At 57.4% G+C, this 20,201-nt stretch carries 21 protein-coding genes; 11 read left to right on the forward strand and 10 right to left on the reverse strand.

Annotated features, from left to right (window positions below):
• The first annotated feature begins 5 nt into the window (after positions 1 to 5).
• From gsiA to gsiD, 4 genes are read left to right on the forward strand one after another with little or no spacing between them, the layout of a single operon-like run.
• On the forward strand, positions 6 to 1,877 hold the full coding sequence (gene gsiA / locus AB3N39_RS06650) for a glutathione ABC transporter ATP-binding protein GsiA (protein WP_115874576.1): 1,872 nt from the start codon (positions 6 to 8) through the stop codon (positions 1,875 to 1,877).
• A 23-nt stretch (positions 1,878 to 1,900) separates the two neighbouring features.
• Positions 1,901 to 3,439 carry a glutathione ABC transporter substrate-binding protein GsiB gene (gene gsiB / locus AB3N39_RS06655; RefSeq protein WP_115874577.1) on the forward strand — a complete coding sequence of 513 codons (1,539 nt, stop codon included), beginning with the start codon at positions 1,901 to 1,903 and terminating at the stop codon, positions 3,437 to 3,439.
• A gap of 5 nt (positions 3,440 to 3,444) precedes the next feature.
• Entirely contained in the window at positions 3,445 to 4,365 is a 921-nt protein-coding gene (gene gsiC / locus AB3N39_RS06660) for a glutathione ABC transporter permease GsiC (protein WP_111963862.1), read from the forward strand.
• A 1-nt stretch (position 4,366) separates the two neighbouring features.
• A complete protein-coding gene (gsiD, locus tag AB3N39_RS06665; RefSeq protein WP_115874579.1) occupies positions 4,367 to 5,278 on the forward strand; it encodes a glutathione ABC transporter permease GsiD in 912 nt (303 codons plus the stop codon).
• A gap of 63 nt (positions 5,279 to 5,341) precedes the next feature.
• On the opposite strand, the gene rimO is transcribed toward gsiD, so the two are convergent.
• The gene (rimO, locus tag AB3N39_RS06670; protein WP_133294064.1) at positions 5,342 to 6,667 is read right to left on the reverse strand and encodes a 30S ribosomal protein S12 methylthiotransferase RimO; all 1,326 of its coding nucleotides are present in this window, start codon (positions 6,665 to 6,667) and stop codon (positions 5,342 to 5,344) included.
• A gap of 216 nt (positions 6,668 to 6,883) precedes the next feature.
• Here rimO and bssR point away from each other — a divergent pair, with 216 nt between their 5' ends.
• Together bssR and AB3N39_RS06680 are read left to right on the forward strand one after the other, a co-directional pair.
• Complete coding sequence (gene bssR / locus AB3N39_RS06675; protein WP_111963863.1) at positions 6,884 to 7,267, forward strand: biofilm formation regulator BssR; 384 nt, start codon at positions 6,884 to 6,886, stop codon at positions 7,265 to 7,267.
• 106 nt (positions 7,268 to 7,373) lie between these two features.
• Positions 7,374 to 8,492, forward strand: coding sequence for a PQQ-dependent sugar dehydrogenase (locus AB3N39_RS06680; protein WP_133294065.1), 1,119 nt, complete (start codon positions 7,374 to 7,376; stop codon positions 8,490 to 8,492).
• Here AB3N39_RS06680 and AB3N39_RS06685 read toward each other — a convergent pair whose 3' ends face one another.
• Positions 8,493 to 9,119: a glutathione S-transferase family protein gene (locus tag AB3N39_RS06685; protein WP_111963865.1), complete on the reverse strand. Its 627-nt coding sequence runs from the start codon at positions 9,117 to 9,119 to the stop codon at positions 8,493 to 8,495. It lies immediately after the preceding gene.
• 240 nt (positions 9,120 to 9,359) lie between these two features.
• Here AB3N39_RS06685 and dacC point away from each other — a divergent pair, with 240 nt between their 5' ends.
• Complete coding sequence (gene dacC, locus AB3N39_RS06690; RefSeq protein WP_143344870.1) at positions 9,360 to 10,565, forward strand: serine-type D-Ala-D-Ala carboxypeptidase; 1,206 nt, start codon at positions 9,360 to 9,362, stop codon at positions 10,563 to 10,565.
• 66 nt (positions 10,566 to 10,631) lie between these two features.
• Here dacC and deoR read toward each other — a convergent pair whose 3' ends face one another.
• The 3 genes from deoR to AB3N39_RS06705 form a co-directional block, all read right to left on the reverse strand.
• Complete coding sequence (gene deoR, locus AB3N39_RS06695) at positions 10,632 to 11,390, reverse strand: DNA-binding transcriptional repressor DeoR (protein ID WP_008503427.1); 759 nt, start codon at positions 11,388 to 11,390, stop codon at positions 10,632 to 10,634.
• Positions 11,391 to 11,457: 67 nt separating this feature from the next.
• A complete protein-coding gene (gene ybjG / locus AB3N39_RS06700) occupies positions 11,458 to 12,066 on the reverse strand; it encodes an undecaprenyl-diphosphate phosphatase (RefSeq protein WP_111963866.1) in 609 nt (202 codons plus the stop codon).
• Between the two features lie 7 nt (positions 12,067 to 12,073).
• A complete protein-coding gene (locus AB3N39_RS06705) occupies positions 12,074 to 12,802 on the reverse strand; it encodes a phosphatase PAP2 family protein (RefSeq protein ID WP_143344872.1) in 729 nt (242 codons plus the stop codon).
• Positions 12,803 to 12,970: 168 nt separating this feature from the next.
• Between AB3N39_RS06705 and AB3N39_RS06710 the strand changes: the two genes are divergently transcribed.
• The gene (locus AB3N39_RS06710; RefSeq protein WP_367897152.1) at positions 12,971 to 14,203 is read left to right on the forward strand and encodes an MFS transporter; all 1,233 of its coding nucleotides are present in this window, start codon (positions 12,971 to 12,973) and stop codon (positions 14,201 to 14,203) included.
• 59 nt (positions 14,204 to 14,262) lie between these two features.
• On the opposite strand, the gene AB3N39_RS06715 is transcribed toward AB3N39_RS06710, so the two are convergent.
• Together AB3N39_RS06715 and AB3N39_RS06720 are read right to left on the reverse strand one after the other, a co-directional pair.
• Positions 14,263 to 15,075, reverse strand: coding sequence for a Cof-type HAD-IIB family hydrolase (locus tag AB3N39_RS06715; RefSeq protein WP_367897153.1), 813 nt, complete (start codon positions 15,073 to 15,075; stop codon positions 14,263 to 14,265).
• Entirely contained in the window at positions 15,065 to 16,279 is a 1,215-nt protein-coding gene (locus AB3N39_RS06720) for an MFS transporter (RefSeq protein WP_325848046.1), read from the reverse strand. Before AB3N39_RS06720 ends, AB3N39_RS06715 begins: the two co-directional genes overlap by 11 nt.
• Positions 16,280 to 16,360: 81 nt before the next feature.
• Here AB3N39_RS06720 and AB3N39_RS06725 point away from each other — a divergent pair, with 81 nt between their 5' ends.
• Positions 16,361 to 16,912 (forward strand): TetR family transcriptional regulator, encoded by a 552-nt coding sequence (locus AB3N39_RS06725; protein WP_325848472.1) that lies wholly within the window; start codon positions 16,361 to 16,363, stop codon positions 16,910 to 16,912.
• Between the two features lie 21 nt (positions 16,913 to 16,933).
• Here the strand turns inward: AB3N39_RS06725 and arsC are convergent, their stop codons facing one another.
• The 3 genes from arsC to AB3N39_RS06740 are packed head-to-tail and all read right to left on the reverse strand — an operon-like array spanning position 16,934 to position 19,028.
• Entirely contained in the window at positions 16,934 to 17,365 is a 432-nt protein-coding gene (arsC, locus tag AB3N39_RS06730) for a glutaredoxin-dependent arsenate reductase (RefSeq protein ID WP_136194588.1), read from the reverse strand.
• 12 nt (positions 17,366 to 17,377) lie between these two features.
• Positions 17,378 to 18,667, reverse strand: a complete 1,290-nt coding sequence (locus AB3N39_RS06735) for an arsenic transporter (protein WP_367897154.1) — start codon at positions 18,665 to 18,667, stop codon at positions 17,378 to 17,380.
• 40 nt (positions 18,668 to 18,707) lie between these two features.
• On the reverse strand, positions 18,708 to 19,028 hold the full coding sequence (locus AB3N39_RS06740; RefSeq protein WP_045373043.1) for a metalloregulator ArsR/SmtB family transcription factor: 321 nt from the start codon (positions 19,026 to 19,028) through the stop codon (positions 18,708 to 18,710).
• 167 nt (positions 19,029 to 19,195) lie between these two features.
• Here AB3N39_RS06740 and AB3N39_RS06745 point away from each other — a divergent pair, with 167 nt between their 5' ends.
• The gene (locus AB3N39_RS06745; protein WP_367897155.1) at positions 19,196 to 19,840 is read left to right on the forward strand and encodes a hypothetical protein; all 645 of its coding nucleotides are present in this window, start codon (positions 19,196 to 19,198) and stop codon (positions 19,838 to 19,840) included.
• Positions 19,803 to 19,988: a hypothetical protein gene (locus tag AB3N39_RS06750; RefSeq protein ID WP_367897156.1), complete on the forward strand. Its 186-nt coding sequence runs from the start codon at positions 19,803 to 19,805 to the stop codon at positions 19,986 to 19,988. The genes AB3N39_RS06745 and AB3N39_RS06750 overlap by 38 nt, the downstream gene beginning before the upstream one ends.
• Positions 19,989 to 20,201: the final 213 nt, after the last annotated feature.

Below are 20,201 nucleotides of genomic sequence, written 5' to 3' on the forward strand. Positions count from 1 at the left end.
AGCGCGTGCCGCACAGTGAAGAGCTGGACAACCGCGAAGTATTGGCTGTCCATCAGCTGAATATTGCGTTTCAGGAAGAGCGGCAGTTCTTCCCCGCAGTACAGAATTTATCGTTCACGCTCAGGCGCGGCGAGACGCTGGCGATTGTTGGCGAATCCGGTTCCGGGAAATCGGTTACCGCGCTGGCGCTGATGCGCCTGCTGGAACAGACGGGCGGGCAAATCAGCAGCGAGAAAATGCTCCTGCGCCGCCGTAACCGGCAGGTCATTGATTTAAATGAGCTGAGCGGTGCGCAGATGCAGGGCGTGCGCGGGGCGGATATTGCCATGATTTTCCAGGAACCGATGACCTCTCTGAACCCGGTGTTCCCGGTCGGGGAGCAAATTGCCGAGTCCATCCGCCTGCATCAGGGGCTGAGCGGCGATGAAGCGCTCAAAGAGGCCCGACGGATGCTTGAGCTGGTGCGCATTCCGGAGGCGCAGGCCATTCTGGGCCGCTATCCGCATCAGCTTTCCGGCGGCATGCGCCAGCGGGTAATGATTGCCATGGCGCTCTCCTGCCGTCCGGCGGTGCTCATTGCCGACGAGCCGACAACGGCGCTGGACGTGACCATTCAGGCGCAGATCCTGCAGCTCATCAACGTGCTGCAGCAGGAGATGGAGATGGGGGTGATCTTTATCACCCACGATATGGGCGTGGTTGCCGATATCGCCGATCGCGTACTGGTGATGCATAAGGGCTGCGCGGTAGAAACCGGCCCGGTCGAGCAGATTTTTCACGCGCCCGCGCATCCTTACACCAAAGCACTGCTGGCGGCGGTCCCGCGACTGGGGGCGATGAACGGCAGCGATCTGCCGCGCCGTTTTCCGCTGCTTTCCCTCGAGGCGTCTGAGCTGCAGGAGGATGAGCGCGAGCAGGACACCGTGGTGCCGGGCAAGCCCATTCTGGAAGTACGAAATCTGGTCACCCGGTTTCCGCTGCGCAGCGGCGTACTGAACCGGGTGAAGCGCGAAGTGCACGCGGTGGAAAACGTCAGCTTCGACCTCTGGCCGGGCGAAACGCTGGCGCTGGTGGGGGAGTCCGGCTGCGGTAAATCCACGACCGGGCGCGCGCTGCTCCGTCTGGTGGAATCTCAGGAGGGCAGCATTACCTTTAACGGCGAGCGCATTGATACCCTTCCGGACAGCAGGCTGCAGGCGGTGCGGCGGGATATTCAGTTTATTTTTCAGGATCCGTATGCCTCCCTCGATCCGCGCCATACGGTGGGGTATTCGATCATGGAGCCGCTGCGGGTGCATAACCTGCTCGACGGCGAGGCGGCGCAGCGTCGCGTGGCCTGGCTGCTGGAGCGCGTTGGCCTGAAGCCGGAACACGCCTGGCGTTATCCGCACGAGTTTTCCGGCGGGCAGCGGCAGCGTATCTGCATCGCCCGCGCGCTGGCGCTGAACCCGAAAGTGGTGATTGCGGATGAATCCGTCTCGGCGCTGGATGTCTCTATCCGGGCGCAAATCATCAACCTGCTGCTTGATTTACAGCGGGATATGGGTATCGCCTTCCTGTTTATCTCGCACGACATGGCGGTGGTCGAGCGCATCAGCCATCGCGTGGCGGTAATGTTTATGGGGCAGATCGTGGAGATTGGGCCGCGAAGGGCAGTGTTCGAGAACCCGCAGCACCCGTACACCCGCAAGCTTATCGCGGCGGTTCCGGTTGCCGATCCCGCACATCGTCACGGCCAGCGCGTGCTGCTGCAGGATGATATGCCGGGCAATATTCATAAACTCGGCGAGGCCGTGGAGCGCGTGACGCTTCGCGAGGTCGAGCCGGGTCATTTCGTCGCTCCCCCGCGTCAGGACAATGCTTTTTCGCGGTTATAACTTACAACAGGCAGGAGAACACAATGGTTACATTTGTAGCGCGTAGATGGTTGTTAGCCGCGAGCGTGACGGCAGCCCTGGCCGCTGCCCCCGCGTTCGCTGCCAAAGATGTGGTGGTTGCCGTCGGCTCCAATTTCACCACGCTCGATCCGTATGACGCCAACGACACGCTCTCTCAGGCGGTGGCGAAATCGTTCTACCAGGGCCTGTTCGGCCTGGATAAAGAGATGAAGCTCAAAAACGTGCTGGCGGAGGGGTACACCGTGTCCGACAACGGGCTGGTCTACACCATCAAGCTCAGAACCGGCGTGAAGTTCCAGGATGGGACAGACTTCAATGCGGAGGCGGTGAAGATTAACCTCGATCGCGCCAGCAATCCTGAAAACAGCCTCAAGCGCTATAACCTTTATAAAAACATCGCCAAAACCGAGGTGGTCGACCCGGCGACGGTAAAAATCACCCTGAAAGAGCCGTTCTCCGCGTTTATCAATATTCTGGCGCATCCGGCAACGGCGATGATTTCCCCTGCTGCGCTGCAGAAATACGGCAAAGAGATCGGTTTCCACCCTGTTGGCACCGGCCCTTACGAACTGCTCACCTGGAACCAGACCGATTTTGTGAAGGTGAAGAAGTTCGCGGGCTACTGGCAGCAGGGGCTGCCGAAGTTGGATACCATCACCTGGCGCCCGGTGGTGGACAACAACACCCGCGCGGCGATGCTGCAAACCGGCGAGGCGCAGTTTGCCTTCCCGATCCCGTATGAGCAGGCCGCCATTTTGCAGAAAAACAGCAAGCTGGAGCTGGTCGCCAGCCCGTCGATCATGCAGCGCTACATCAGCATGAACGTCACGCAAAAGCCGTTCGATAACCCGAAGGTGCGCGAAGCTATTAACTATGCCATTAACCGTCAGGCGCTGGTGAAGGTCGCTTTTGCGGGCTATGCCACCCCGGCCACCGGCGTGCTGCCGCCGGCTATCGCCTATGCGCAAAGCTATCAGCCGTGGCCGTACGATCCGGCTAAAGCGCGCGAGCTGCTGAAAGAGGCGGGCTTCCCGAACGGTTTTAGCACCACGCTGTGGTCGTCGCATAATCACAGCACCGCCCAGAAGGTGCTGCAGTTTACCCAGCAGCAGCTGGCGCAGGTGGGTATCAAGGTACAGGTCACGGCAATGGATGCCGGACAGCGTGCGGCAGAAGTGGAGGGGAAAGGGCAGAAAGAGAGCGGCGTGCGGATGTTCTACACCGGCTGGTCGGCATCGACTGGTGAAGCCGACTGGGCGCTGTCGCCGCTGTTTGCCTCGCAGAACTGGCCGCCAACCCTGTTCAACACCGCGTTCTACAGCAACCCGCAGGTGGACAAAGACCTGGCCGATGCGCTGAAAACCACTAAACCGGACGAGAAAGCTCGTCTCTATAAGGACGCACAGGACATCATCTGGAAAGAGTCGCCGTGGGTGCCGCTGGTGGTGGAGAAACTGGTGTCAGCCCATAACAAAGCGTTGACCGGGTTCTACATCATGCCTGATACGGGCTTTAGCTTTGACGATGCGGATTTAAAATAACGCCCATGCTGAATTATGTTTGTAAACGCCTGCTGGGGCTTATTCCGACGCTGCTGATTGTGGCGGTGCTGGTGTTTTTGTTTGTCCATATGCTGCCGGGCGATCCGGCGCGTCTGGTTGCCGGGCCCGAAGCGGATGCCACGGTCATTGAGCTGGTGCGTAAACAGCTGGGTCTTGACCAGCCTCTGTATATGCAGTTTCTGCACTATATTGGCAACGTTCTTCAGGGTGACTTTGGTATTTCGATGGTGTCGCGTCGTCCGGTGTCGGAGGAGATCGCCACCCGCTTTATGCCGACGTTCTGGTTGACGATTGCCAGCATGAGCTGGGCAGTCGTGTTTGGGCTTGGCGCCGGTATTGTCGCAGCCGTCTGGCGCAACCGCTGGCCGGACAAGCTCGGCATGGCGCTGGCGGTGACCGGCATCTCCTTCCCGGCGTTCGCGCTGGGGATGCTGCTGATGCAGATCTTCTCCGTTGAGCTGGGCTGGCTGCCCACCGTCGGGGCCGATACCTGGAAGCATTACATCCTGCCTTCCATGACGCTTGGGGCTGCCGTGTCGGCCGTGATGGCCCGCTTTACCCGCGCCTCGTTCGTTGACGTGCTGAGCGAAGATTATATTCGCACCGCGCGGGCGAAAGGGGTCAGCGAGAAGTGGGTCATTCTCAAGCACGGGTTCCGCAACGCGATGATCCCGGTGGTGACGATGATGGGGCTGCAGTTTGGCTTCCTGCTGGGCGGCTCTATCGTGGTGGAAAAAGTCTTCAACTGGCCGGGGCTGGGACGCCTGCTGGTCGATTCCGTCGAGATGCGCGACTACCCGGTGATTCAGGCGGAAGTGTTGCTTTTCTCGCTGGAATTTATTCTTATCAACTTAGTGGTGGACGTGCTCTACGCCGCCATTAACCCGGCCATCAGGTATAAGTAAGATGCGATTATTGAACTGGCGACGTCAGGCCGTTTTAAACGCGATGCCGGGGCTAAAACCGGACCACGTCCACACCCCGTGGTCTGAATTCTGGCGGCGTTTTCGCCGTCAGCCGGTCGCGATGACCGCGGGGCTGTTTGTGCTGCTGCTTATTGCAGTGGCGGTGATTGCGCCGTGGGTGGCGCCATTTGATGCGGAAAACTATTTTGACTATGACCGTCTGAACGACGGACCGTCGATGCTGCACTGGTTCGGCGTGGACTCCCTCGGGCGCGATATCTTTAGCCGCGTGCTGGTCGGGGCGCAAATCTCGCTTGCCGCCGGGGTGTTCGCGGTGCTGATCGGCGCGGCCATCGGTACCGTGCTGGGGCTCGTTGCCGGATATTACGAAGGCTGGTGGGACCGCATCATCATGCGCATCTGCGACGTGCTGTTTGCTTTTCCCGGCATTCTGCTGGCGATTGCGGTGGTGGCGATCATGGGCAGCGGCATGGCCAACGTCATCATTGCGGTCGCGGTGTTTTCGATTCCGGCGTTTGCGCGCCTGGTGCGCGGCAACACGCTGGTGCTGAAACAGCAGACCTTTATAGAATCTGCCCGCAGCATGGGGGCCAGCGACGCCACCATCCTGTTCAGCCATATTCTGCCGGGTACGGTGTCGTCCATCGTGGTCTATTTCACCATGCGTATCGGCGTGTCGATTATCTCGGCGGCCAGCCTGTCGTTTTTAGGGTTGGGTGCTCAGCCTCCAACGCCGGAGTGGGGCGCGATGCTGAACGAGGCGAGGGCGGATATGGTGATTGCACCGCACGTGGCGATCTTCCCGAGCCTGGCGATTTTTCTGACCGTGCTGGCGTTTAACCTGCTGGGTGACGGTCTGCGCGACGCGCTGGATCCGAGGATTAAGGGATAGCGCAGTAAAATGTGCCGGGTGGCGGCTACGCCTTACCCGGCCTACAAAAGAGGAGCAGGAAGATTAAACCCGGCTACCCCACAGGTCATACTCGTCCGCGTTTTCAACCTTCACGCGAATAATATCACCCGGCTTAACGCTGGTTTCGCCGTTCAGGTACACCGCACCGTCGATTTCAGGGGCGTCCGCCATGCTGCGGCCAATCGCGCCTTCTTCGTCAACTTCGTCGATAATAACCATGATCTCGCGGCCCACTTTTTCCTGCAGACGCTCGGCAGAAATCTGCTGCTGCAGCTGCATGAAGCGGTTCCAGCGTTCTTCTTTCACCTCTTCCGGCACCTGGTCCGCCAGCTCGTTGGCGGTTGCGCCTTCTACCGGGCTGTACTTGAAGCAGCCGACGCGGTCCAGACGCGCTTCTTTCAGGAAGTCGAGCAGCATCTGGAAGTCTTCTTCGGTTTCACTCGGGAAGCCGACGATAAAGGTGGAGCGCAGCGTCAGATCCGGGCAGATCTCACGCCACTGCTTGATGCGGGCCAGCTGGCGGTCAACGGAGCCAGGACGTTTCATCAGCTTCAGGATACGCGGGCTCGCGTGCTGCAGCGGGATGTCCAGGTACGGCAGAATTTTGCCTTCCGCCATCAGTGGGATGACATCGTCAACGTGCGGGTACGGGTAGACGTAGTGCAGGCGCGTCCAGATACCGAGTTTGGACAGCTGCTCGCACAGGCCAACCATGCTGGTTTTCACCGGCTCGCCGTTGTGGAAACCGGAGCGGTGCTTTACGTCCACGCCGTAGGCAGAGGTGTCCTGGGAGATGACCAGCAGCTCCTTCACGCCCGCGTCGGCCAGACGTTTGGCTTCAGCCAGCACTTCGCCAATCGGACGGCTCACCAGATCGCCACGCATGGACGGGATGATGCAGAAGGTGCAGCGATGGTTGCAGCCTTCGGAAATTTTCAGGTACGCGTAGTGGCGCGGCGTCAGCTTCACGCCCTGTTCCGGCACCAGGCTCAGGAACGGGTTATGCTTTGGTTTTGGCACGTAGTGATGAACATGTTGCAGCACCTGCTCGTAGCTGTGCGGGCCGGTGATCTCCAGCACCTTAGGGTGCACTTCGCGGATCTGGTCTTCTTTCGCGCCCAGGCAGCCGGTCACAATCACTTTGCCGTTTTCGGTCAGGGCTTCACCGATGGCTTCCAGTGATTCCTGGACCGCGCTGTCGATAAACCCGCAGGTGTTAACGATCACCATATCGGCGTTGTCGTAGCTTGGCACCACGTCATAGCCCTCGGTGCGCAGTTCGGTCAGGATGCGTTCTGAATCCACCAGGTTTTTCGGGCAGCCCAGGGAGACGAAGCCGATTTTCGGCTGGTGCGTAACATTGCTCATAGGTTAAAAATTCATCAATTATGGAGTTATCAGGGCGGGATTTTACAGCGTATCGCGGGGGATTTATACACTCTTTGCAAGGTGGATGCGTCGGGCTGACGTTGTAACATTGTAAATTATGTTAATCAGTTAATAAAAATTGATCCCAGGCATTAAACTGTACAAAAAATGTACTTATCCTGACTATGCACCATGGCTGACAGAGGAGGAAAGAGCATGACCGTTGACAGACTAAAACGCGATCTGCTGAACAAGCTGATCAACGCCCGAATCGACCTGGCCGCGTACCTGCAGTTGAGGAAGGCAAAAGGGTATATGTCAGTCAGCGAAAGCGAACATCTGCGTGATAACCTGTTTGAACTGTGTAATTTCATGCGTGAAAAAGCACCGACCCTGAAGGCGAATTACGGCGAAAGTGAGCTGATCGCGCTGCGCCGCGCCGCTGAGGTGCTCTCCATCGCCGGGGTATGTCTGATGAACGGACGCCACGACTGCCCGAACTTTATCGCCGTAAACGCGGAGAAGCTTGAAAACTGCCTGACAACGCTCTCTCTATGCATCATGTGCCTGAACGAGCACGAGAAGCTTGAACAGCACTGATCCAGGGGGAGGCGACTCCCCCTTCTGCTTAAGCTTTTGTAAAAGTGCTAACGCGCCCGGACGCAGTGGCTAATCTTTATGCCATATGCCGATAAAGGAGTGCGTTATGCCTCGATCCTCGCTGATTTCCCTGCCTGTATTATTCATTCCGTTTTCACTTCTTGCTGCGCCAGAGGCGGTGAAGGTCGAGGTGCTGCAAAACAGACTCGATCACCCCTGGTCCCTGGCGTTCCTGCCGGATAATGACGGGCTGCTGGTGACCCTGAAGGGTGGTCAGCTCAAACGCTGGCAGACCGGAAAAGGGCTCTCCGATCCGATTGTCGGCGTGCCGAAGGTCTGGGCAAACGGTCAGGGAGGGTTGCTGGATGTGGTGCTTGCCCCGGATTTTGAGAAGTCGCGCCGCGTCTGGCTGAGCTACGCCGAGGCCGGGCATGACGGCAAAGCCGGCACGGCGGTAGGCTATGGCCGCCTGAGCGACGACTATTCCCGCATCGAGGGATTCCAGGTGGCGTTTCGCCAGATACCGAAACTCTCAACCGGTAACCATTTTGGCGGGCGGCTGGTGTTCGACGGCAAAGGCTCTCTCTTTATTGGACTCGGCGAGAATAATCAGCGTCCGACGGCGCAGGATCTGGATAAATTGCAGGGTAAAGTGGTGCGCCTTACCGAAGACGGAAAAGTCCCGTCGGATAACCCCTTTGTGAATACCCCCGGTGCGCGACCCGAAATCTGGTCTTACGGCATTCGCAACCCGCAGGGGATGGCGATGAACCCCTGGAGCGACACGCTCTGGCTGAACGAGCACGGCCCGCGAGGCGGGGATGAGATCAACATTCCGGAGAAAGGAAAAAACTACGGCTGGCCGCTTGCGACGCACGGCATTAACTACAGCGGCCTGAAAATCCCGGAAGCTAAAGGCGAGCACGTTGAGGGAACCGAAAAACCGCTGTTCTTCTGGAAAGTCTCACCCGCGGTGAGCGGCATGGCGTTTTACAACAGCGACGTTTTCCCGCAGTGGAAAAACAAGCTGTTTATCGGCGCGCTGAAGGAGAAGGACGTGATCGTGCTGAGCGTGGACGGCAATAAGGTGACGGAGGACGGGCGCATTCTGGGCGACCGGGACCAGCGTATTCGCGACGTGCGGGTGGGGCCGGATGGGTATCTGTATGTCCTGACCGACGAGACGGACGGGCAACTGTTGAAAGTCAGCCCGTCCGGCGCGTAATCAGGTGACCGGGATCATTACCACGTTGCGGTAAGCCGGGCGATCGCTCAGCTGTTTAAGCCAGCGCTCCAGGTGAGGGCGCGGCGTCCACTTCAGGCCCATATTGGTCAGGTTCCAGACGAACGGCGCCACGGCAATATCGCCCACGCCGAACGCCTCGCCGGAGAACCAGGCGTGCTTCGCCAGCTCGTCATCCATCATCGCAAACAGATTTTCGCAGGCATCCTGCGCGGCGTGAATTGCGGGATAGTCGCGTTCAGCTTCCGGCGTGCGGATAAGCCCCATCAGGATCACGCGGTGGGTCGGGGACAGCGTCTGGTTCGCCCAGTCCATCCACTTTTCGCCCTGAGCGCGCCGGGCGGGATTCTCAACCCACAGGCGGCCCTGACCGTACTGCGCGGCGAGGTAACGCACAATGGTGTTGGACTCCCAAAGCGTCGCGTCTGTTTCATCATCGCGCAGCAGCGGCACCAGGCCGTTCGGGTTCATGGCCAGATAGTCGGCCTCTTTGTTTACGCCGAACGACATGCCGGCCATGATTTGATTGAACGGTAAATCCAGCTCCTCGAGCGTCCAGAGCACTTTCTTAACGTTGGTCGAGTTGTTCCTGCCCCAAAGCGTAATCATATTTACTCCTGATGAGATGTGAATCCGTGTCAGCTTTCGCCATGGTGAGATAAACCTAACAATTACGCAACAGAAGACAAAAAAATCGTCTGAATCAAAGCGTATCTGAATGTTATTGCATAAACTTTAATAACTTTACCCTCGTTGGGTTTCTTTAACCGTTTTAGTGCGCTATTACTCATCGCTTCTTGCGACACGGTGATGTGACGTAATTTTTGAATGGACACTCGGGTGGCATTTATGACGCGTAAAATGACTTCTCTGCGCAGCCTTGCGACAGGCTCTGCGCTCCTTTTCCTGTTTGCACCAACTCTCTACGCAGCTGAGCAGGCTGCGCCCGAAGCGCCGCCTGTGGACGCGCGCGCCTGGATCCTGATGGATTATTCCAGCGGTAAAGTGCTGGCGGAAGGTAATGCAGATGAGAAACTCGATCCGGCAAGCCTGACCAAAATCATGACCAGCTATGTGGTCGGCCAGGCGCTGAAAGCGGGCAAGATCAAGCTGGACGATATGGTCACCATCGGGAAGGATGCCTGGGCGACCGGCAACCCGGAGCTGCGGGGATCTTCCGTGATGTTCCTGAAGCCTGGGGATCAGGTCTCCGTTTCCGATCTGAACAAAGGGGTAATTATTCAGTCGGGAAATGATGCGTGCATTGCGCTGGCCGATTATGTTGCCGGCAGCCAGGATTCTTTCATTGGCTTGATGAATGGCTACGCGCAGAAACTGGGCTTAACCAACACCACGTTCAAAACAGTTCACGGTCTGGATTCGCCGGGACAGTTCAGTACCGCGCGCGACATGGCGCTGCTGGGGAAAGCGCTGATCCACGACGTGCCGGATGAATACGCCATCCATAAAGAGAAAGAGTTTACCTTCAATAAAATCCGTCAGCCGAACCGCAACCGCCTGCTGTGGAGCAGCAACGTTAACGTGGACGGAATGAAAACCGGCACCACGGCGGGCGCGGGCTATAACCTGGTGGCCTCCGCGACCCAGGGCGACATGCGCCTGATTTCGGTAGTGCTGGGCACCAAAACCGACCGTATTCGCTTTAATGAGTCAGAAAAACTGCTGACGTGGGGCTTCCGCTTCTATGAAACCGTGACGCCGATTAAACCGGATGCCACGTTCGTCAGCCAGCGCGTCTGGTTTGGTGACAAGAGCGAAGTGAACCTGGGCGCGGGTGAGGCGGGCTCGGTGACCATTCCGCGCGGTCAGCTGAAAAACCTGAAGGCCAGCTACACCCTGACCGATCCGCAGCTCACCGCGCCACTGAAAAAAGGCCAGGTAGTCGGGACGATTGATTTCCAGCTAAACGGTAAATCAATTGAACAGCGTCCGTTAATTGTAATGGAAGCGGTCGAAGAGGGCGGCTTCTTCAGCCGGATGTGGGATTTCGTGATGATGAAATTTCACGGGTGGTTCGGCAGCTGGTTCAGCTAAACCTGATGGGTTTTCTCCCTCTCCCTGTGGGAGAGGGCTGGGGTGCGGGCATCAGACCGCACCCTCTTAATACATCAATTTCACCTGCTGCGCCTTCGCGTGGGCCACAATCTCGTCGTCCGGGCGGCAGTCGCTGACGATGGCGTCGAACTGCGCCAGCTCGCCCATTCTTGCCGAACGGACCTTACCAAACTTGCTGTGATCGACCACCAGAACATGGTACTGCGCGGCGCTTAATGCCCAGTGCTTCACCGGCAGCTCTTCCAGGTTAAAGCAGGTTGCGCCCTGGCGCACGTTGACGCCCGCCGCGGAATAAAACGCGATATCCGGGCAGAGATTGCTGAGCGTGTCCTGCAGGTTGAGCGGCTTAAAGATGGCGTTGCTGGCGTGAAACTCGCCGCCGCACAGGATCACCCGGCACTCGGGTTTCTCCTGAAGCGCCAGAAAGGTGTTCAGGGAGTAGCACACGGCAGTAAAAGGAATGCTGCTGTCGATGGCCTCGATAATCCACGGCGTGGTGGTGCCGCAGTCAAAAAATAGCGTCTGGTGCGGCTGTACCAGCGAGGCTGCAAGCCGGGCGGCTTTGCGTTTCTCTTCCACCAGGCGCGTCTTCTGGTCGCTGATCAGATAATGGCTGGCGCTACGCGGCTCAAGCACAATATACCCGCCCAGCAGCACGACGGGCGCGCTTTCGCTGTTAAGATCCCGACGAATGGTCATCTCTGAGACGCCGAGGAGGTTGGCGGCTTCCTTAAGATGCAGCTTATCGCTGCGCTTCAGCGCCTGTAGCAGCTGAGCAATGCGGTCATCGCGACGTGTTTCCATAGTTCCTCGGGATAAAAAAGTGAACCCCCGCAGGGCGGGGGTTCAAGTGTAACCTGACAGGTTGGGGTTAGTCACGTATCCAGCCTTTGCGGATCGGGATAGCGAAAATGGCGCGATACAGTGATGACAGCGTGCGGTAGAGCGCTTCACCGAAGAGGCTCCACAGGATAGCCGCGCTCACGCAGCCAATCAGCCCGACCAGGAAGCCGCCCACCATATCCAGCGGCCAGTGGACGCCCAGGTAAACGCGAGACCAGGCGATGGCCACGGCGACCACCATCAGCACCGCACCAGACCACAGGCGATGCCAGAACAGGAAGGCTAGCGCAAAGGTGAAGATCACCGTACCGTGATCGCTCGGGAACGAGTCATCCGGCGCATGATGCAGGAAGGTATAGCCGACGTGATCGACAAACGGACGATCGTGCGGGAACGCGTGGCCCAGAATGTAGCTCACCAGGACGCTTACGCCGAGAGCCATCGCCACTTTGATTACCAGCTTGCGCTGTGCTTTTACCTGGCTACGAGGCCCCCACAGCCAGAGAATGGCTGCCAGCGCGGGCACGATACCGATCAGGTCTTTTGCCAGAAAGGTGGCAAAGTCGATCATCCACTCGGGCGAGGCCGGTGTGGCGTTGATCAGATAAAACAGCTGATAATTCAGATTCTCTAGCATAGCGTTATCACTCTTTAGCAAACCGGGTGGAAATCAGCCCGTAGACCACCACCTGGGAAAACCAGACCCACCACCCGGCCCACAGGTTGTGAGAGAAAAAATGCGCCCCGCGCATGACCTGACCGAAGCCCATCGCCAGACCTAACACCACGCCCAGCGCGACGAAGCACCAGGCGAGACGCGGACGTTCGCGCCAGAAGGCAAAAAACAGCCCCATCACCATAAAGCCGCTGGAGGCATGACCGCCGGGGAAACAGCGCCCCGGACCGCTGTCAGCAGGAATGGAGCTGAACAGGGGGTAGGACACGGCCTTCCCGCCATATTCCACCAGATCCCACGGACAGCTGTGATGGCTCATGCTTTTCAGCAGGCCCACCACCAGCGCGCCAACGCCCATCAGCAGCGCTGCCGTAACCAGCCTTGCGTTACGCTTGTAGGCGCCGTAAACCAGCGCCACGGCGCCAAAGGCGATGGCAATGTACTTCGCCAGTCGGTGGTTGAGCAGATCCAGCAGGTGGTCTTTCTGCAGCGGAAAGCTCTGCGTCGCCGCGTCATACCAAAAGCCGGTAATCCATCTGTCGAGCGCTTCATTGCGCGATAGCCACGTAAATACCACGGCAAGGGCAATCAGTATGAAAAGCTGATAACCATAAAAGCGGGACGGTAAGCGGTAAAGGCGTTTTGTCTTATTTGTCTGTAACTTAGACAATTCTGAACGGCTGGAGGTAAGTGCCATGATTTGGGGTCGTTGACGAGTAATGGGGCTATCATAAAAGTGTCAACTTAAGGAAACCTTAAACGAAGACGATATGTGCTTTATTTCTGTTTATCCTCGATAAATCACTATCTCGGGCTGCGGCATTTCATTACACTCGTCGCGATTTTGTCATTATAAAGAGATTGCATGTTAAACCGTTCTTCTTCTGGTTCACGTCTGGGTCGTCAGGCGTTGCTTTTCCCTCTGTGTCTGGTGCTCTACGAATTTTCTACCTATATCGGCAACGATATGATCCAGCCCGGTATGCTGGCGGTGGTGGCGCAGTACAACGCCGGAATCGAGTGGGTACCGACCTCCATGACCGCCTATCTGGCCGGCGGCATGTTTTTGCAGTGGCTGTTAGGCCCGCTGTCGGATCGCATTGGCCGCCGTCCGGTGATGCTGACGGGCGTGGTGTGGTTTATCGTCACCTGTCTTGCCACGCTGCTGGCGCAAAACATTGAACAATTTACCTTGCTGCGCTTCCTGCAGGGGGTGAGCCTGTGCTTTATCGGCGCCGTGGGGTATGCCGCCATTCAGGAATCGTTTGAAGAGGCGGTGTGTATCAAAATTACCGCGCTGATGGCGAACGTGGCGCTCATTGCCCCCTTACTCGGGCCGCTGGTGGGTGCCGCGTGGGTGCATATGGCGCCATGGGAAGGGATGTTTGTGCTGTTTGCCGTTCTCGCCGCCATCGCGTTCTTTGGTCTGCACCGGGCGATGCCGGAAACGGCCACCCGCATCGGCGAGAAACTCTCGCTGAAAGAGCTGGGTCGGGACTATAAAGAAGTGCTGAAGAATGGCCGCTTTGTGGCGGGCGCGCTGGCGACCGGGTTCGTTAGCCTGCCGCTGCTGGCGTGGATCGCCCAGTCTCCGGTTATTATCATCAGCGGTGAAAAGCTCAGCAGCTATGAGTATGGTCTGCTGCAGGTGCCGATCTTTGGCGCGCTGATTATCGGGAACCTGGTGCTGGCACGTTTGACGTCACGCCGCACAGTGCGTTCGCTTATTATCATGGGCGGCTGGCCGATTGCGGCAGGGTTGATTCTGGCGGCGGTGGCGACCGTCGCGTCATCACACGCTTATCTGTGGATGACGGCAGGGCTGAGCATCTACGCCTTCGGGATTGGCGTGGCCAACGCCGGTCTGGTGCGCCTGACGCTGTTTGCCAGCGAGATGAGTAAAGGCACGGTCTCCGCGGCGATGGGGATGCTGCAGATGCTGATTTTTACCGTCGGTATCGAGGTGAGCAAGCATGCCTACGCGATGGGCGGCAACGGGCTGTTCAGCCTGTTTAACCTCGCCAACGGCGTGCTGTGGGTTGGCCTGATGGTGTTGTTCCTGAAAGACAAGCGCGTCGGAAACGCCCTGCAACCTTAACTGTTTATTCCCTCTCCCTGTGGGAGAGGGGTAGGGTGAGGGCACCAGACCGCACGGTGTTAATTAAACGGTGCCTCTCCATCCAGCACCTTATCAATCACATCCAACACGCCTTCATCGTTATTGTGCGGCGCTTCAAAACGCGCCGCCGCTTTGATATGCGGTCTGGCATTCGCCATCGCAAAGCTGAATCCGGACTGGCGCAGCATCTCCACGTCGTTGCCGCTGTCGCCGAAGGCCACCACTTCGCTATCGTCTATGCCCCAGCGCTTTTGCAGGATCCGCAGGCCGTTAGCTTTATGCACGCCGGGTATGATCAGGTCGATACTGCCGTGACCAGTGGTGACGGGCACCATGATGTTACTCAGCTTTTCATGCAGCAGCGCCTGAATACGCGGAATTTCATCGTCAGACACGTTGAGCCCGAACTTGAAGAAAATATCGTTCAGGTTGTCGAAATCGCTGACCATTTCCAGACGGTGATAGTACTTCGCCGCGATACCCTTAAAGCCTTCGTCATAGCACTTCAGCGTGTAGGCGCTGCTCTTCCCGCAGGCGATAATCTCAATGCCGGGAACGTCGCTTAACACGTTCGCAACGGTCTCGAAATGGGCTTTCGACAGCTCACCGTTAAAGACGTCTTCACCCTCACTTACGACCCAGCCGCCGTTTTCGGCGACGAATGAAATTTCATGCGCAATCTCCGGGAAAAAGGAGATCAGCTGGTAGAACTGGTTGCCGCTGGCGACCACGAAGCGAATGCCTTGCGCCTTCATGCGGGCGTACTGCGACAGAAAGCGCGGGCGATTGTAGGTCTTGGCATCGCTCAGAAATGTACCATCCATGTCGACGGCGATCAGTTTAACGCTCATATCCCTTCTCCAGTGTCGTTTGATTCGTTTCCGGCTTTGCCACCGCGCGCGCCACCAGCGCTGCGATGATCACCAACCCTAACACCACCAGCATGGCGCTGCGCAGCCCGTAGTGCTCGCCGAGGAAGCCGAGCAGCGGCGGCCCGACCAGGAAGGCGAGATAGCCTGTGGTTGCCACCACGCTGACGCGCGTCGGGGCATCCGGGCCGGTATCGCTGGCGGCGGAGATGGTCAGCGGGAAGCCGAGGGACGCGCCCAGCCCCCAGAGGATCACCGAGACGCCGGCAATCCAGTCCACATCCACAAAGATGATCATCGCGATACCCAGCCCGCCGAGCAGGGCGCTGGCGCGCACTACCGCCACGCGGCTGTAGCGGTCGATAAACCAGCCGCCGGTGAAGCGCCCGACGGTCATCCCCAGCGTAAACCCGGCGTAAATCAGCGAGCCGGAAGTCGGGCTAAAGCCGTGACCGTCTACCATCAGCAGCGGCAGCCAGTCGTTGGCGGAGCCCTCCGCGAACGCCATCGCCAGCACCACCACGCCGATCAGCATCAGCTGGAAATCGCGGTAGAAGGGCAGCCCTTTTTCGGCTGAGTGCTGTTCGTCCGCGGAGTTTTTACCGGTGCCGTCCGGGATGGCCCGGATGCCGGTCAGAATGGGAATGATGCACACCAGTGCCGCCAGCAGAATATGCAGATTCGCGCTCACGCCAGTGGCCGTCAGCGCCATCCCCACGCCCGCACCGGCCAGCGTGCCGAGGCTATAGAAGCCGTGCATCATCGGCAGAACGGTTTTGTTCATCTCACGTTCGACCGCTGCCCCTTCCACATTTATCGCCACTTCCGCCGAACCAAAGCTGCCGCCAAATACCGTCAGCCCGAGGGCAAACAGTACCGGTGAGGCAAACCACAGCGCCGCGCTCAGCACGATCATCCCGAACACCGCGAAGCACATGGTGGTGCGGATCACCGCTCGCGTACCGAAGCGCTTTACCAGCCACGCGGAGCAGAGAATGCCGCTCATGGAGCCTATCGACAGGCCGAACAGCACGATGCCCATTTCCGCGGTAGAAACGGACAAAATGTCGCGAATGGCGGGGGTGCGCGTGGCCCAGGAGGCCATCAGCAGACCGGGAATAAAGAAGAACATAAACAGCGCCCACATGCGGAGCTGCAGGGCTTTGCGGGAAGAGGTCAGCGTCATTGGGGTAGCACCAGAAGTACAACAATAGCGACAACACTAGCAAGTTTGTGTACATTTGTACACAAACCAGGTGAGGAAATGATGAGCAGACCACCCAACGATCCGCATCGCCGGGAGAAAATCCTGCAGGCGACCCTCGACACCATTGCTGAACACGGTATTCACGCCGTCACGCACCGGAAAATCGCCACCTGCGCGGGCGTGCCGCTGGGGTCGATGACCTACTATTTCGACGGTATGGAGCCGCTGCTGGAGGAGGCCTTCACGTGGTTTACCCGCCAGATGTCGCAGCAGTACCGGGATTTCTTCGCGGGCGTCACCGGGCCGGAAATGGCGTGCGAATCCATTACCATCCTGATCCACAGCTCGCAGGTGACGACGCCGCACAACATGGCGCTGATGTATCAGCTTTACGCTTTTATGCACCGTAGCGCGGCGCTCAAAACGGTGATGCAGGACTGGATGAAGATGAGCCAGACAACGCTCGAGCAGTGGTTCGACCCGGTCACCACCCGCGCGCTGGATGCCTTTATTGAAGGAATGACGCTGCACTACGTGACTGACCGGGCGCCACTATCCCGCGAAGAGATCCGGGCGATGGTGGGGAGAATTGCGGGCGAGGGGAACCCTTAGGTATCACTCGCCCTGCCAGTTTTACCTGCGCTCGATTTTATTTCCGCTGGCGTCCACCACCGCTTCGCCATCTTCCTTCGTAAATGCCCCTTTCTGTGCGTCCGGCAGGATGTCGAGGACGACTTCAGACGGGCGGCACAGGCGAGTGCCCAAGGGCGTGACCACGATTGGACGGTTAATCAGAATCGGGTGTTGCAGCATAAAATCGATAAGCTGGTCGTCGGTGAAGTTATCATCGGCAAGGCCGAGCTGTTCGTAGGGCTCCACGTTTTTACGCAGCAGATCCCGCACCGAGATCCCCATATCGGCAATCAGGGTTGTCAGCTTAATGCGCGACGGCGGGGTTTCCAGATAGAGGATAATCTCTGGCTCCGCGCCGCTGTTGCGGATCATCTCCAGCGTGTTGCGCGACGTGCCGCAGGCGGGGTTGTGATAGATAGTGATGTGGCTCATATCAGTGGCTCATTACAGTGTGAAGGAGAGACGTAGCGCCAGCGCGGCGAGCGTCACAAACAGGACCGGCAGCGTCATGATGATGCCCGTCCGGAAATAGTAGCCCCAGCTAATCGTCATGTTTTTCTGCGCCAGCACGTGAAGCCAGAGCAGGGTGGCAAGGCTGCCGATAGGCGTGATTTTCGGCCCCAGATCGCAGCCAATCACGTTGGCGTAAATCATTGCTTCTTTGATCAGTCCTGTCGCCGTACTGCCCTCAATGGAGAGCGCGCCAATCAGCACCGTGGGCATATTGTTCATTATGGATGACAGAAACGCGGTGATGAATCCGGTTCCCAGCGTGGTGGCCCACAGCCCTTGCCCGGCCAGGCTATTCAGTACGCCTGAGAGATATTCCGTCAGCCCGGCATTGCGCAGGCCATACACCACCAGATACATCCCCAGCGAGAAGATGACGATCTGCCACGGTGCGCCGCGCAACACTTTTCCGGTATTAATTGCATGTCCGCGTTTTGCGACAGCGAATAAAATCAGCGCGCCGACGGTCGCAATGGCGCTGACCGGAATGCCGAGAGGTTCAAGCACGAAGAAACCGACGAGCAGAAGGAGCAGGACGATCCAGCCCGTTCTGAACGTCGGGAGGTCGTGAATGGCCCGCGCAGGCTCCTGGAGTTTCGCCAGGTCATATTCTGGAGGAATTTCCTTGCGAAAGAACAGGTGCAGCATGACCAGCGTTGCGGCAATCGCGGCGATATCAACGGGAATCATCACCGAAGCGTACTCGCTGAACCCCAGCTTAAAGAAGTCTGCCGAGACGATGTTGACCAGGTTGGAGACAATCAGCGGCAGGCTGGCGGTATCGGCGATAAAACCTGCCGCCATCACAAACGCCAGCGTGGCCTGTTTGCTGAACCCCATCGCCAGCAGCATGGCGATAACGATAGGCGTGAGGATCAGCGCCGCACCATCATTAGCAAACAGCGCTGCGACGGCTGCGCCCAGCAGGATAATCCAGGTAAACAGCAATCGCCCTCGACCTTTCCCCCAGCGGGCGACGTGCAGCGCTGCCCACTCGAAAAAGCCGGACTCATCCAGCAGCAGGCTGATAATGATGACGGCGATAAACGTTGCCGTGGCGTTCCAGACGATATTCCAGACTACCGGAATATCGTGAATGTGAATCACGCCGCTGGCCAGCGCCAGCACGGCGCCGATGGTCGCGCTCCAGCCGATACTCAGTCCTTTGGGCTGCCAAATGACCAGCACCAGCGTAAACAGAAAAATAGCCCCTGCCAGAAACATCGCTTACTCCGTTATATCTGTTTTTGTGAATGTGTTTTGTTTAGCACGAACCCGGAAGCCGGTTTTTCAGCTTCATACGCGTCTCTTCCCGCAGGCAGTTCCCGCTGGTGTCGATAACGGCTGCCGCCCATGCAGGCATGTTGGGAGAGAGACGGTAATGGACCCACTTACCCTCGCGACGGTCGATCACCAGCCCGGACTCGCGCAGCAGCGCCATATGGCGGGAAACCTTCGGCTGAGATTCGGCGGTGGCGGCGCAGAGATCGCAGACGCACAGCTCGCCCGCTTCGCGGAGCAGCATGACGATGGCGAGCCGCGTTTCGTCGGAGAGGGTTTTGAAGAGCTGGAGCGGGTGGAGCATGATCAAACCTGCGAGTAGTTAATACATATTCGGTAAATCATATATATTTGATGTGGAGGATGGAAGAGGGGATGAGACCAGGCTGCTGTTAAACTGAAAAAATCGTCTGGAATCGCTAATGAGCTTTGGTTATTCTTTGTGCGGGACAGGATGACTAAGGATGAGATATGGACGCTAAACAGGTTGCATTAGGGATTCTCGATGGGATCTCCTCCATACCAAATACCGCTTACCTGGGTGTTGTAAGAAGCTGGGAGGGAAGCGGATTTGCCGGGTATAGCGCTAAACAAAGAAACCAGGCTGAGACGGAGCGTTTTTTCTATATGCTCAAAAGTCTGGGTAATGCTGAGTCACCTTTACGCAGACTGATTACTATTGTTTTCACATCCTTCTATAAAAAACTCAATGATGAAGGTAAAGAGGCTGTAAACAATAAACTGGGTTATGGAGCCGGAAGTGTTGGTGGGCGAACCGCTGGACAAATCGTACTGGCACAGACAACCGCGAGTCTGATGTTGAATCGTCTGGCGATTGATCAGGCGTACAAACATTTTATCCGGTTTAGTGCTTCAGCAGCGTTAAACGTCGTGATGTTCCAGGGGATTATTGAAGAGTCAGCCAGAGCATCAAGAAGGATGCAAACCAAATATCCGACTACTTACGCCATGGTGTCAAAAGAGAACCTGGATATGGTCTACTTCCTCGTTGAACAACAGCTAGAGCCTTACCTCGTGTTTATTGAAGGGCATCCTCTTGATTGCAAAGGAATACAGAATGAAATTTGTAAAATCGTTAATGTCCCACGCAATTGAGGGAACCATCACCTTTCTGGCTGTGATTTTTGCGATGGGGTCTTTCTTCTGGTTTGAAAGTACATGGATGAAGTTTGCTGGCTGTATGGGAGCATTAATCGTTGGTTATGTGCTTTCGTATGGAGCGGCAAAAATCAGAGGCGGATGAGTTTTTGGTTGGTTCGCTGAGAATTCGATGTAGCTGATATCTTTAACTAAACTATATTTCTAGAGAGCTGTGCATGTCTATAGTGCATGGATTCGCATTATCCATAAAGGATCTCAATGGGTTGTGGCCCCCTTAACTGGCGCGCCATTCACTTGCATGAAAAGCACTATACAAAGCAGGTAGGCGTGGTGGGAATATGAGCGCGAACAAGAA

Origin of the sequence: Enterobacter vonholyi (assembly GCF_040834095.1) — a bacterium.
Taxonomy (GTDB): Bacteria; Pseudomonadota; Gammaproteobacteria; order Enterobacterales; family Enterobacteriaceae; genus Enterobacter; species Enterobacter vonholyi.